General features: G+C 67.5%; 11 protein-coding genes. 9 read left to right on the forward strand and 2 right to left on the reverse strand.

Going from position 1 to position 12,352, the window contains the following annotated elements; genetic code table 11:
* The first annotated feature begins 88 nt into the window (after nucleotides 1-88).
* On the forward strand, nucleotides 89-1,192 hold the full coding sequence (locus tag AB4Y36_RS11790) for a saccharopine dehydrogenase family protein (RefSeq protein ID WP_069265691.1): 1,104 nt from the start codon (nucleotides 89-91) through the stop codon (nucleotides 1,190-1,192).
* Nucleotides 1,193-1,196: 4 nt separating this feature from the next.
* Here AB4Y36_RS11790 and AB4Y36_RS11795 read toward each other — a convergent pair whose 3' ends face one another.
* On the reverse strand, nucleotides 1,197-1,790 hold the full coding sequence (locus AB4Y36_RS11795; RefSeq protein ID WP_368605379.1) for an AAA family ATPase: 594 nt from the start codon (nucleotides 1,788-1,790) through the stop codon (nucleotides 1,197-1,199).
* Nucleotides 1,787-1,966 carry a cytochrome bd-I oxidase subunit CydX gene (gene cydX, locus AB4Y36_RS11800; RefSeq protein WP_069265693.1) on the reverse strand — a complete coding sequence of 60 codons (180 nt, stop codon included), beginning with the start codon at nucleotides 1,964-1,966 and terminating at the stop codon, nucleotides 1,787-1,789. The genes AB4Y36_RS11795 and cydX overlap by 4 nt, the downstream gene beginning before the upstream one ends.
* A gap of 141 nt (nucleotides 1,967-2,107) precedes the next feature.
* On the opposite strand from cydX, the gene AB4Y36_RS11805 reads away from it, so the two are divergent.
* The 8 genes from AB4Y36_RS11805 (at nucleotide 2,108) to AB4Y36_RS11840 (ending at nucleotide 12,061) form a co-directional block, all read left to right on the forward strand.
* A complete protein-coding gene (locus tag AB4Y36_RS11805; protein WP_069265694.1) occupies nucleotides 2,108-2,554 on the forward strand; it encodes a hypothetical protein in 447 nt (148 codons plus the stop codon).
* A 183-nt stretch (nucleotides 2,555-2,737) separates the two neighbouring features.
* On the forward strand, nucleotides 2,738-3,715 hold the full coding sequence (corA, locus tag AB4Y36_RS11810) for a magnesium/cobalt transporter CorA (protein ID WP_368683032.1): 978 nt from the start codon (nucleotides 2,738-2,740) through the stop codon (nucleotides 3,713-3,715).
* Nucleotides 3,716-3,881: 166 nt separating this feature from the next.
* Nucleotides 3,882-4,844: a sugar ABC transporter substrate-binding protein gene (locus tag AB4Y36_RS11815; protein WP_069265696.1), complete on the forward strand. Its 963-nt coding sequence runs from the start codon at nucleotides 3,882-3,884 to the stop codon at nucleotides 4,842-4,844.
* Nucleotides 4,845-5,110: 266 nt separating this feature from the next.
* A complete protein-coding gene (locus AB4Y36_RS11820; protein ID WP_368683033.1) occupies nucleotides 5,111-6,823 on the forward strand; it encodes a sugar ABC transporter ATP-binding protein in 1,713 nt (570 codons plus the stop codon).
* Nucleotides 6,820-7,908, forward strand: a complete 1,089-nt coding sequence (locus tag AB4Y36_RS11825) for an ABC transporter permease (RefSeq protein WP_342945778.1) — start codon at nucleotides 6,820-6,822, stop codon at nucleotides 7,906-7,908. The genes AB4Y36_RS11820 and AB4Y36_RS11825 overlap by 4 nt, the downstream gene beginning before the upstream one ends.
* A 139-nt stretch (nucleotides 7,909-8,047) precedes the next feature.
* Nucleotides 8,048-9,085 (forward strand): LacI family DNA-binding transcriptional regulator, encoded by a 1,038-nt coding sequence (locus AB4Y36_RS11830; protein WP_069265698.1) that lies wholly within the window; start codon nucleotides 8,048-8,050, stop codon nucleotides 9,083-9,085.
* 44 nt (nucleotides 9,086-9,129) lie between these two features.
* Complete coding sequence (gene rbsK / locus AB4Y36_RS11835) at nucleotides 9,130-10,071, forward strand: ribokinase (RefSeq protein WP_342945777.1); 942 nt, start codon at nucleotides 9,130-9,132, stop codon at nucleotides 10,069-10,071.
* Between the two features lie 202 nt (nucleotides 10,072-10,273).
* The gene (locus AB4Y36_RS11840) at nucleotides 10,274-12,061 is read left to right on the forward strand and encodes a methyl-accepting chemotaxis protein (protein WP_368683034.1); all 1,788 of its coding nucleotides are present in this window, start codon (nucleotides 10,274-10,276) and stop codon (nucleotides 12,059-12,061) included.
* Nucleotides 12,062-12,352: the final 291 nt, after the last annotated feature.

Genomic DNA, 12,352 nt, shown 5'->3' on the forward strand with positions numbered 1-12,352 from the left:
CGTCTATGAACCGTATTTGTCTCTCCCTAGACTGTGTTTGAGCGGGCGCTGCCCATCCCCAAGCATAGAAAACCAAAGGAGATGACACATGAAAGTTGCGATTGCAGGCGCCGGCCTGATCGGCCACACCATTGCCCACATGCTGCGTGAGAGCGGCGACTACGAAGTCGCGGCGTTCGACCGCGATGCGAAATCGCTCGAGCCGCTTGCGGCGCAGGGCATTCCCACCGCGCGTGTCGATTCCGGCGACGCCGCCGCGCTGCGCGGCGCGCTGGAAGGTTATGACGTGCTGATCAACGCGCTGCCGTATTACCTTGCCGTGAACGTCGCCTCGGCGGCGAAGGGCGCAGGCGTCCATTACTTCGACCTGACCGAGGACGTGCGGGCGACCCACGCGATTCGCGCGCTGGCCGACGACGCCGATCATGTCTTCATGCCGCAATGTGGTCTCGCGCCCGGCTTCATCGGCATAGCGGCGCATGCGCTCGCGAGCCGCTTCACCGAGATCCGCGACGTCAAGATGCGCGTAGGCGCGCTGCCGCAGTTTCCCACCAACGCGCTCAAGTACAACCTCACATGGAGCGTCGACGGTCTCATCAACGAGTATTGCCAGCCGTGCGAAGCGATTCGCGAAAGCCGCACGCAGTGGGTGCAGCCGCTCGAAGGTCTCGAGCATTTCTCGCTCGACGGCGTCGAGTACGAGGCCTTCAATACGTCGGGCGGCCTGGGTACGCTCTGCGAAACGCTTTCGGGCAAGGTCGAATCGCTCGACTACAAGTCGGTGCGTTATCCGGGCCATCGCGCGCTCATGCAGTTCCTGCTCGAAGACCTGCGCCTTTCCAGCGACCGCGACACGCTCAAGTCCATCCTGCGCCGCTCGGTGCCCGCAACCGAGCAGGACGTCGTGCTCATCTTCATGACGGTGACCGGCATGCGCGACGGCAAGCTCGTGCAGGAGGTGTTCACGCGCAAGATCTTCGCGAAGACGGTGTGCGGCGTGCCCATGAGCGCGATCCAGATCACCACCGCCGGCGCCATGTGCGCGGTGCTCGATCTGTTCCGCGAAAAGCGTCTGCCGCAAGCCGGGTTCGTGCGCCAGGAGCAGGTGTCGCTCCAGCAGTTCCTCGCGAACCGCTTCGGTCAGGTGTACGAAGGCGCGACGCTCGACAGCCGCGCGAAGGTGGCGGCCTGAAGTCTCAGGTCGATGCCGTTGCCGACACGATGCGCTCGAGCAGCGCGTCGTAGTCGGCCGCGGCGGGCGCGCTGTTGTCGAAGAGCAGAAGGCCGTCGAGCTGCGCGCCCGACGGCATGAAGCGCCGCTGCCGGTATTCGTTCCAGTGAGCGAGCTTGTAGGCGTCGATCGGATGGGCGCGCGCGCCGATGCGCGCGTGCGCCGTTTCCTCGCTCGTATGCACCCACACCACGGTGAGTCCCACCTCCTGACCGACACCGAGCCACGCGCGGTCGAACAGCTTGCGCTCGCGCACTTCGCGCGACAGCGGGCCGACCACGAGCGCGCTCACGCCAAGTTCGAGGTTTTCGCGGGCGGTGTCGATGAGCCCGCGGTACTCGGGTTCGCGAAAATGCTGCAGGAAAAGCGGGCTGTCGCGATCGTTCGGGTCGTGCGTGAGCGCGCCCATCGCGGCTGCGCTATAGCTGCCGTAGAGCGTGTCCTTGTCGAGCAGGCAGAACGGCTCGCCGGTTTCGCGGGCGAGCGGGGCGAACAGGCGTTTGGCGAGCGAGGTCTTGCCGGCGCCGGCGTGGCCGCAGAAGAACACCAGTCTTGTCACGGGCGGCGTGCCTCGCCGGGTTGCGTGCCGGCGTTTGCCGACGGGGCGTTATCCAGGCCGTTTTGCTCGGGTCCGTGTCCGTTCAGGAATTTGCCGTTGGCCTCGAGCCACATCACGTTGATGATGCCAAAGCCGAGCGCAACGCCGATGCCGAGAATCCACGAGAAGTACCACATGGCCGTTGCCTCCTCTTAATGCCGGTTGCGAGCGCTGCCGCGCAGTCCCCAAAGCATATAACAACGATGATCGGTCTGGCGCCCGTACGGATATGATGGGCGCGAACCGGGAGCCAGAAGTCAGAAAAGGGGAAAGCGCCCATGCCGCTTTTGCCGTCGCGCAGAGCGATTGCGAGTCTCGCCGCCGCCGTCACGGTGGTCGCCGCGTTCGCACTCGGCGGCTGTGCCGAGGAGCAGCCGCAGCCCATGCCGTTCAAGCCCGTGCCGGCTGAACGCATCCTGAAGCCTGGCTACACCGAGCCGGGCGAGGGCCTCGTGGCCGTGGACGTGCGCCGCGAGCGCACCCGCAACGTCATCGTCAAATTCCGCGACGCGCCCGTCTACATCGACGGTGAACGCGTGACCGACCTCATGGACGGCGAACACGTCACGTTCTACCTGAAGCCCGGCGTGCGCCGCATCGCCGTGACGACGCAGTTCGATCCCGTGATCGAGCTGCGCTTGCTTGTGGATCCGCGCTACACCAACCGCGCGAGCATCACCTTCGACAAGGATGACCGCATCGGCATCCGCCGCGTCGCGCAGTAGCCTCCCAGTTCGCCGCCGCCGTTGCACGGCGGGCACGGGCAGTGCTCTCAGGCCCAGTCAGCCGGACGCGCGCCGCTCGGGCACCCCGTCCAGACGCCGTCGGTCGACGGAACACCTTACACTTGGCAACCGGTGCAACTCGAAGCGGCGCGGGCGCGACCCGCCGCGCGGAAGAAAAGGAACATGCTAATCAATTGCGTCGCGTATCAAGGCGGCAAGAAACTGGCCGACGTCACAGTCGAAGCCATCAGCGACTATCTGGCGAAGCCCGAGTGTTTCGTCTGGGTCGCGCTCAAGGACCCCGACGCCGGAGAAATGGCGGCGATGAAGGAGGAGTTCGGCCTGCATGCGCTCGCCATCGAAGACGTGATGAACGGCAACCAGCGGCCGAAGATCGAGGAATATGGCGACACGCTTTTTTGCGTGCTCCACACGCTCGAACTCGACGACGACGGCGAAGTCATCACAGGCCAGGTGAACGTCTTCGCCGGCCCCAATTTCGTGCTTTCGGTGCGCCACCGCGCGCAGCAGGGTTTCAGCGATGTTCGCGCGCGCTGCGAGCGCGAGCCCGAATTGCTGCGCGAAGGCTCCGGGTTCGTGCTCTACGCGCTGATGGACAGCGTGGTCGATCGCTACGCGCCGGTGCTCGAAACGCTCTCCGGCGAGATCGAGGAGCTGGAGGACCGCATCTTCGACAAGCACGACCTCGCGGGCTCGCGCGCGATCATCGAGGATCTCTATTCGCTCAAGCGTCGTCTCGTGATCCTCGTGCATCACGTCACGCCGCTCGTCGATGCCGTCGGCAAGCTCGTGGGCGGGCGCATTCCGCAGATCTGCGTGGGCATGCAGGCGTACTACCGCGACGTGTACGACCACCTCGTGCGCGTGTCCAACATGATCGACGCGCGCCGCGAAATGATCGTCACGGCGATCCAGGTGAACCTCGGCATGATCTCGCTCGCGGAGAACGAAGTGACCAAGCGGCTCGGTTCCTTCGCCGCGCTCTTCGCTGTGCCGACCATGATCGCGGGCATCTACGGCATGAACTTCGAGCACATTCCCGAGCTGCACTTCAGGTTCGGCTACCAGATCTGCCTGGCCGCCATGCTCGTGCTCGATATCTTCCTGTTTTTCCTGTTTCGTCGTATTAACTGGCTCTAAGGCGGTGCGGGCGTTGTTGCGCCGCCGCATGGCCGGCAGCGACGCCAGTGACAGAGCGAAGTTGACATCGTTGAGCGCCTGCGCCGAGAATGGGCCGGCAGAAAACGTTTGCGCATAACCAGAAAGCAGGGCCCAGCCGGGCCCGACAAACCGGAGACTTCCAGACATGAACTCCCGCATTCGCCGCCGCATCCTTCTCGCCGCCAGCGCGCTCGCCACGACCGCCGTAACAGGCGCTTTGCCGCTCGCGGCCCGCGCACAGGCGCCTCACAAGCCGAAAGTCGCGCTCGTCATGAAGTCGCTCGCCAACGAGTTCTTCCTCACCATGGAGACCGGCGCGAAGGACTATCAGAAGCACAACGCCGACCAGTTCGATCTCATCACCAACGGCATCAAGAACGAGACCGACACGGCCGCCCAAATCCAGATCGTCGAGCAGATGATCGTCTCGAAGGTCGACGCCATCGTGCTCGCGCCCGCCGACTCCAAGGCGCTCGTGCCCGTCGTGAAGAAGGCGGTGGACGCGGGCATCATCGTCGTGAACATCGACAACAAGCTCGACGCCGACGTGCTCAAGTCCAAGGACCTGAACGTGCCGTTCGTCGGCCCGGACAACCGCAAGGGCGCCCGCCTCGTGGGCGACTACCTGGCCAAGCGCCTGAAGTCGGGCGACCAGGTGGGCATCGTCGAGGGCGTCTCCACCACGACCAACGCGCAGCAGCGCACGGCGGGCTTCAAGGACGCGATGGACGCCGTGAGCGCGAAGATCGTCTCGACGCAGTCCGGCGAATGGGAGATCGACAAGGGCAACGCGGTCGCCTCCGCCATGCTCAATGAATACCCCGACATCAAGGCGCTCCTGTGCGGCAACGACAACATGGCGATCGGCGCCGTGTCGGCCGTGCGCGCGGCGGGCAAGCAGGGCAAGGTGTACGTGGTCGGCTACGACAACATCGGCGCCATCAAGCCCATGCTCAAGGACGGCCGCGTGCTCGCCACCGCCGACCAGTTCGCGGCGAAACAGGCCGTGTTCGGCATCGACACGGCCCTGAAGGCGCTCAAGGAGCACAAGAAGCAGTCGGAGCTGTCGGGCATCGTCGAAACGCCCGTGGTGCTCGTCACGAAGTAAAGCGCTGCCGACAGGCGCCATGCCGTGCCGCGGCGGTATTTGCGTGCGCAACGCAATAAGCGCTCAAGAATCTCGCCGCGCAGCCGTTATTTGTACCGGGATGACCGCATGGGCGGCCGTCTTCCGCTTGGCGGCGTATCGCTGCCCAGCGCGCCGTTCGAGGCATGCTCTACCGGAGCGTGCGGCGGCGGTGCGGACCCGCAGTATCCGGGCGGCGCGACTCACCGGTTGAACCCGGCGGCGCGGCTCGCGACTACAGGATCGTGATGGATGCAAATGTCCCCGACGTAGCGTCACCTGCGCCCGCCGTGCTTACGGTGACGGGCGTCGGGAAGACCTACGAGCAGCCGGTGCTCGCCGACGTCAGCCTCGCGCTGCACGCCGGCGAAGTGCTTGCGCTTACGGGGGAAAACGGCGCGGGCAAGAGCACGCTCTCGAAGATCGTGGGCGGCCTCACAGCGTCGAGTGCGGGCAGCATGACGCTGATGGGCCGCCCCTACGCCCCGGCGAGCCGCCGCGAAGCCGAGGCGCTCGGCGTGCGCATGGTCATGCAGGAGTTGAACCTGCTGCCCACGCTCACTGTTGCGGAGAACCTGTTTCTGGACCGCCTGCCGCAGTCAGGGCCGCTGCGGTTCGGCTGGATCGATCGCAGGCGGCTGCGTGACGACGCGCGGGCCGCGATGGCGCAGGTCGGACTCGAGGCGATCGACCCCGATACGCCGGTCGGGGAGTTGGGAATCGGGCATCAGCAACTCGTGGAGATCGCGCGCAACCTGGTCGGCAGCGCCGCTGCGGCCGATCATGGCGATGGCGGCGACATGCGCGTGCTGATCCTCGACGAGCCGACGGCCATGCTCACGGCTCGCGAGGTCGAATTGCTGTTCGCGCAGATCGCGCGGCTGAAGGCGCGCGGCGTGGCGATCGTCTACATCTCGCACCGGCTCGAAGAACTCGAGCGCATCGCGCAGCGCGTCGCGGTGCTGCGCGACGGCAAGCTCGTGCGGGTGGACGCCATGGCCAACCTCACGCCCGAGCGCATCGTCGCGCTGATGGTGGGGCGCGAGCTTGGCGAGCGCATCGATCTGGGGCAGCGGCGCATCGGCGCGCCGCTCCTGAAGGTGGACGGGCTCACGCGCGCGAAGGCTGTGCGCGACGTGTCGTTCGAAGTGCGCGCCGGCGAGATTTTCGGCGTGTCGGGGCTGATCGGCGCGGGCAGAACGGAGCTGATGCGGCTCATCTACGGCGCCGACCGCATGGAGCGCGGCACGGTGGCGCTGGCGCCCACCCCGGGCGCGGCGCCGGAACCCGTGCAGATTGCCTCGCCCGCCGATGCGGTTAAGCTTGGCATCGCGCTCATCACCGAGGACCGCAAGGGCGAAGGGCTGCTGTTGCCGCAGCCGCTCGCCGCGAACGTGACGCTCGGCAACGTGGGCGCGGTCTCGCGCTATGGCGTGGTGGACGCGGCGCGCGAGAACACGCTGGCGCGCACGCAGATCGACGCGCTGCGAATCCGCGCATCCGGACCCGCGCAGCCGGTGGGCGAGCTGTCGGGCGGCAACCAGCAGAAGGTGGTGATCGGCCGCTGGCTCGCGCGCGACATTACGCAGTCGATGCGCGTCGTGCTGTTCGACGAGCCTACGCGTGGCATCGACGTCGGGGCGAAGTTCGACATCTACGCGCTGATGGGCGCGCTCGCACGTGAAGGCCGGGCGCTCGTGGTGGTATCGAGCGACCTGCGCGAGCTGATGCTGATCTGCGACCGCATCGGCGTGATGTCGGCGGGGAAGATGACGGCCATCTACGGTCGCGACGAGTGGAGCCAGGACAAGCTGCTCGCGGCCGCCTTCGCGGGGCTGCGCGCCGAGGATGCGCTGGTCGCGAACGCGCGCGATCTGCCGGAGATGGGCGACGTGCCGCCACACAGGGAAACGCGCAAGCCCCAGGAACGCAACGACGACCCACGAGGGAGCGCTTCATGACGAACGACCCGTTGCGCGGGCAACCGTCGCCGCACGGCGACGAAATCGGTGGGCGTACCAGTTCGACCAAAATCGCGCCGGGCGCTGCGCCGGTGTCGGCGCCGCATGCGATGCAGGCGAGCGGCAAGCCCGTGGGCACGCGCTTCGGCTTTTCGAACTACCTGGGCCTCGCGCTCGCGCTGATCGCGATGATCGTGTTGTTCTCGCTGCTGAGTTCACACTTCCTCACGTACGATACGTTCAGCACGATCGCGAACCAGATTCCCGATCTCGTGGTGATGGCAGTGGGCATGACCTTCGTGCTGATCATCGCGGGTATCGATCTTTCGGTGGGTTCGGTGCTCGCGCTCGGCGCTTCGGTGGTGAGCGTGGCGTCGCTCAAGTGGGGCTGGGGCGCGCTGCCGGCGGCGCTGCTCGGCCTCGTCGCCGCGGCGGCCACGGGCACGCTCACGGGCGCGGTGACGGTGGGCTGGCGCATCCCGTCGTTCATCGTTTCGCTCGGCGTGCTCGAAGCGGCGCGCGGGCTTGCGTACCAGATGACGAATTCGCGCACGGCGTATATCGGCGACGCGTTCGACTTTCTCTCGAACCCGATCGCATTCGGCATCTCGCCGGCGTTCCTGATCGCGGTGGCGGTGATGGTGATCGCGCAGCTCACGCTGACGCGCACGGTGTTCGGACGGTATCTGATCGGTATCGGTACCAACGAAGAGGCGGTGCGCCTGGCGGGCGTCGATCCGCGGCCGTACAAGGTGATCGTGTTCGCGCTGATGGGCGCGCTTGCCGGACTTGCGGCGCTGTTTCAGATTTCGCGCCTCGAAGCCGCCGATCCAAACGCGGGCGCGGGGCTGGAGCTGCAGGTGATCGCGGCCGTGGTGATCGGCGGCACCAGTCTGATGGGCGGGCGCGGCTCGGTCATCAGCACGTTCTTCGGCGTGCTGATCATCTCGGTGCTGGCCGCGGGGCTCGCGCAGATCGGCGCGAACGAGCCCACCAAACGGATCATCACCGGCGCGGTGATCGTCGTGGCGGTCGTGCTCGACACGTACCGCAGCAGGCGAAGTCGCAGAGGCAGCAGGACATAACAATTTTTTCGAGGGCGCGGTCCGCAACGCAGCGCGGGCCGACGGAAATGACCGGGAAAGCGACGCCAGACCAAACCTACAACGGGCGCGCAGAGAGCCGGCAGCAACAGGGCAGCAAAAAAGCAGGAGCAACATAAAGATGGCGACGATCAAGGATGTGGCCGCCGTGGCGGGGGTATCTTTCACGACGGTGTCGCATGTGGTGAACAATTCGCGTCCGGTGTCGGCGGACGTGCGGGCCAAGGTCGAGCGCGCGATCCGCGACCTGAACTACGTGCCGTCGGCGGTGGCGCGCTCGCTCAAGGCGCGTGCCACGGCGACCGTCGGTCTGCTCGTGCCGAACGGCACCAACCCGTATTTCGCGGAGCTTGCGCGCGGCGTCGAGGACGCCTGCGCGCGCAAGGGCTATTGCGTGTTCTTCTGCAACTCCGACGACGACCCGGCCAAGCAGCGCAGCTACCTGCGCGTGCTGCAGGAAAAGCGCATCGACGGCCTCATCGTCGCCTCGGCCGGTGACGACGCCGTGCTCGCCTCGACGCTTGCCGATACGCGCGAGCCGATCGTCGTCATCGACCGCAACATCGAGGGACTCGACGCCGATCTCGTGCAGATCGACCACGAGCGCGGCGCCTGGCTCGCCACGCGGCATCTGCTCGAGTTCGGGCACTCGCGCATCGGCTGCATCACCGGGCCGGTGACGACCGCGGTGAGCGCAATGCGCATGCACGGCTTCCTGCGCGCCATGTCCGAGCGGGGCGTGGAGATCGCGCCGGGCGCGATCGTCGAAAGCGACTTTTCCGGGGCGGGCGGTTACCGCGCGGCGGCGCAACTGTTCGACAGCGTGCGGCCCACTGCGATCTTCGCCGGCAACGACATGATGGGCATTGGCGCCTTGCGCGCGGCCGCCGAACGCGGCTTGCGCGTGCCGGGCGACTGCTCGATCATCGGCTTCGACGATATCGAGCTCGGCAACTTCACCTGGCCCGCGCTCTCGACGGTCGGCCAGCCCGCGCGTGCGCTCGGCGACATGGCGGCGCTCACGCTGATCGAGCGCATCGCGAACGCGCGTGAGGAAGGCGCGAGGGCGCGTCGGCGCGTCATGCCGCCTACGCTCTTCGCTCGCGAATCGACCGGGCCCTGGGTCGGTGCGGAGGAATACGCGCCGCTCGCGGCCTGAGGCAGGGCGGCCGTAGCGAAGGCGCAAGCCATCGAGGAGGCATCGTGACGACTGACGCAGCAAAGCCGACCGACGCACGCGCTCGCGTGGCCGTGGTCGGCAGTCTGAACATGGATCTCGTCGCGCGCGCGCCGCGCTTGCCGTCTCCCGGCGAGACGCTCGCGGGCCATGCCTTTGCGCAGGTGGCCGGCGGCAAGGGCGGCAACCAGGCGGTGGCCGCGGCGCGCCTGGGCGCCCAGGTGGCGATGATCGGCCGGGTCGGCGCCGACAGCAACGGCGAGGTATTGCGCGCGGGGCTGATGGCAGAAGGTATCGACTGCGGCGCGCTCGAAACGTCGCCTGGCGCGCCGACCGGCGTGGCGTTGATCATCGTCGACGACGCGAGCCAGAATGCCATCGTCATCGTGGCCGGCAGCAACGGCGAACTCGCGCCCGAAACGATCGCGCGCCATGAGGCCGTGCTCGCGCGGGCCGGCGTCGTGGTCTGCCAGCTCGAAACGCCCACCGACGCCGTGGCGGCCGCGCTCGCCGCTGCACGGCGCCTGGGCAAGATCACCATCCTCAATCCAGCACCCGCCACGGGGCCGCTGCCCGCGCAGTGGCTCCCGCTCATCGACTATCTCGTACCGAACGAACTGGAGGCGGCCGCGCTCACCGGCTTGCCCGCGAGCACGCCGGAAGAGGCGGCGCGGGCGGCGTCGGCGCTGCGGGAGGCGGGCGCACGCAACGTGCTGGTGACGCTCGGAGCGCAGGGCGTATGTGCGCTGCTCGACGGCGCCGCGCCGGTCCATCTGCCCGCGCCACGCGTCAATGCGGTGGATACGACGGCGGCCGGCGACACCTTCATCGGCGGTCTGGCCGCGCGCCTGGCTGCCGGGGCGCCCGCGCTCGAAGCCATTGCTTTCGCATTGCGTGCGGCGTCGGTTTCAGTCACGCGCGCGGGTGCTCAACCCTCTATTCCCACGCTCGCCGAACTCGCGGGCTGAGCGCATCAGCACGTCTCGCTGGCATCTAAGCCATGACCGGCCACGGCGCGGCCTATTCGCGCCGCGCCTGATTGTATTTCGCCAATACTTCATACCATATACACATTTCAAGACCTTGAAATCCTGTGCCGTAAACGCCTGTTAGAGCGACCACTCGATGTCGGGCGTTGGGCCCGACCATATCACAAGCGTTGGGGGAGTCATGGGCAAGGGCATCAGTATCAAGGCGCGCATTGGCATCACGATGGGCTTTCTGGCGACGTTGATCGTCGCGATCAGTGCGGTCGGGCTGCTGGGTCTCACGCGTTCGAACGACGCGTATCGCGAGACTTTCACCGACCAGATGCCCAGTTCGCACGCGGTCAATCTGGCCGAAATCTATGCGGCACGCGAGCGTCTCGCGCTCGACCGGGCCGCCTTCGAACAGGGTACGTCCGACGCCGCGGCGACGGTCGACCGGGCGCGCATGCTGCGTGGCGTGTCGGACGACTTCTGGAAGAAGTACATGGCCTTGCCGCACGCCGGCGAGGAAGCGCGCCTCGCTCAGGATGTCGGAGCCCGGCGCGAGGCCCTGCACCAGATCGCGGACCAGTTCATGACGACCGTCCAGTCGGGCGATCAGGCGAAGGTGGTGGCCGGCGCCAAGGCGCTCAAGGAGGCCTACGACGGGCTCTCGAAGGCCGACGCCGTGCTCGACAAGTTCCAGATGACGCAAGCGCAGCAGGGCTTCGACGACGCCCAGGCCGCGTTCTCGGAGCTGCGCGTCGCGTGCATCGCGGCGCTGCTCGTAGGTATCGGCGCCGCCGCCTATTCGTTCTTCTCGCTGCGCCGCGCTATTGCGGAGCCGCTCGGCGAAGCGCTTGGCGCTTTCCATGCGATCGCCGCCGGCGATCTGCGCCGGCCCGTGGTCGTGCGCCGCAACGACGAGATGGGCGAACTGCTGGGCGGCGTCGCGCAGATGCAGCGCAGCCTCACCGAAACGGTGCGTTCGGTGCGCTCGGGCACCGAATCGATCGCCACGGCCACGCGTGAGATCGCCGCGGGCAACCTCGACCTCTCGTCGCGTACCGAAGAGCAGGCATCGGCGCTCCAGCAGACCGCCTCGAGCATGGAACAGCTCACGGGCACCGTGAAGCAGAACGCCGACAACGCCCGCCAGGCCAGCGCGCTCGCCGCCAACGCCTCGGAAATCGCCAACAAGGGCAGCTCGGTCGTCAATCAGGTGGTCGGCACGATGGGCGACATCAACGACAGCTCCGCGAAGATCGCCGACATCATCACGATCATCGAGGGCATCGCGTTCCAGACCAACATCCTCGCGCTCAATGCGGCCGTCGAAGCGGCACGCGCGGGCGAGGAAGGGCGCGGCTTCGCCGTGGTGGCGGGCGAGGTGCGCAGCCTCGCGCAACGCTCGTCGGCGGCGGCCAAGGAGATCAAGGGGCTCATCGACACCTCGGTCGAGCGCGTGCAGGCGGGCTCGGCGCTCGTCGACGAGGCGGGCCGCACGATGACCGAGATCATCGCCGCGGTGCAGCGCGTGACCGACATCATGGGCGAGATCGCGGCGGCTTCGCAGGAGCAGTCGGGCGGCATCGACCAGGTCGCGCGTGCGGTCACGCAGATGGACGAGGTGACCCAGCAGAACGCGGCACTCGTCGAGGAGGCCGCCGCCGCGGCGCAGTCGCTCGAGGACCAGGCGGGACGCCTGCGCGAGGCCGTCGCCGTATTCAATCTGGAAGACGCAGCGCTGGGCGCAGCGCAGGTGAAGCCTGCGCCGGCAGCCGCCAGGACGGCTTCCGTCGCCCGTGCTGCTGCCACGCGCCAGGCATCGGGAGTCGGGGCAGCTGCGCCTGCCGCAAAGCGCGCGCCGCGCAGCACTCCGGCTGCCGCCGCCGCCCAGCCGGCCGCACGGCCCGTGGCAGCCCCCCGCGCGCCCATGAGCGCGGTGGCGTCGGCTGCCGGTTCGAACGGCGACTGGGAAACCTTCTGACATTCATCCGCCAAGCCGCGCGGGCCGTCCGCGCACGAGAGCCAGCCGCTGTGCCGCAGCGGCTTTTTTTACGCCTTTGACCCCGTTGTGCGGCCCCGCCATGCGCCATGTGGGCGCCGTTACGGTACATTGTCAGCCGTGTCATCTGCGCGGCCCGGTCGGCGCGCTACACTGCGGCGCCCAGCGGTGCCCGCGAGCGGCATGGCGTCGTGCTGGACGGTTCAGCCCGCGCCGATGTCCGGGCGCGGCCCAAACGGGGTGGCACCGCAGGAGGAACGACCCGCCCCGCAG

The organism is Paraburkholderia sp. BR10936, assembly GCF_040965735.1.
GTDB lineage: Bacteria > Pseudomonadota > Gammaproteobacteria > Burkholderiales > Burkholderiaceae > Paraburkholderia > Paraburkholderia nodosa_A.

Bases quoted from the DNA above. Each gene is read 5' to 3' on its own strand.
- AB4Y36_RS11820 (WP_368683033.1), top strand. From the start codon at position 5,111: ATGGATGCAAATGTCCCCGACGTAGCGTCACCTGCGCCCGCCGTGCTT.
- AB4Y36_RS11825 (WP_342945778.1), top strand. From the start codon at position 6,820: ATGACGAACGACCCGTTGCGCGGGCAACCGTCGCCGCACGGCGACGAA.
- AB4Y36_RS11790 (WP_069265691.1), top strand. From the start codon at position 89: ATGAAAGTTGCGATTGCAGGCGCCGGCCTGATCGGCCACACCATTGCC.
- cydX (WP_069265693.1), bottom strand. From the start codon at position 1,966: ATGTGGTACTTCTCGTGGATTCTCGGCATCGGCGTTGCGCTCGGCTTT.
- AB4Y36_RS11805 (WP_069265694.1), top strand. From the start codon at position 2,108: ATGCCGCTTTTGCCGTCGCGCAGAGCGATTGCGAGTCTCGCCGCCGCC.
- AB4Y36_RS11840 (WP_368683034.1), top strand. From the start codon at position 10,274: ATGGGCAAGGGCATCAGTATCAAGGCGCGCATTGGCATCACGATGGGC.
- AB4Y36_RS11815 (WP_069265696.1), top strand. From the start codon at position 3,882: ATGAACTCCCGCATTCGCCGCCGCATCCTTCTCGCCGCCAGCGCGCTC.
- corA (WP_368683032.1), top strand. From the start codon at position 2,738: ATGCTAATCAATTGCGTCGCGTATCAAGGCGGCAAGAAACTGGCCGAC.
- AB4Y36_RS11830 (WP_069265698.1), top strand. From the start codon at position 8,048: ATGGCGACGATCAAGGATGTGGCCGCCGTGGCGGGGGTATCTTTCACG.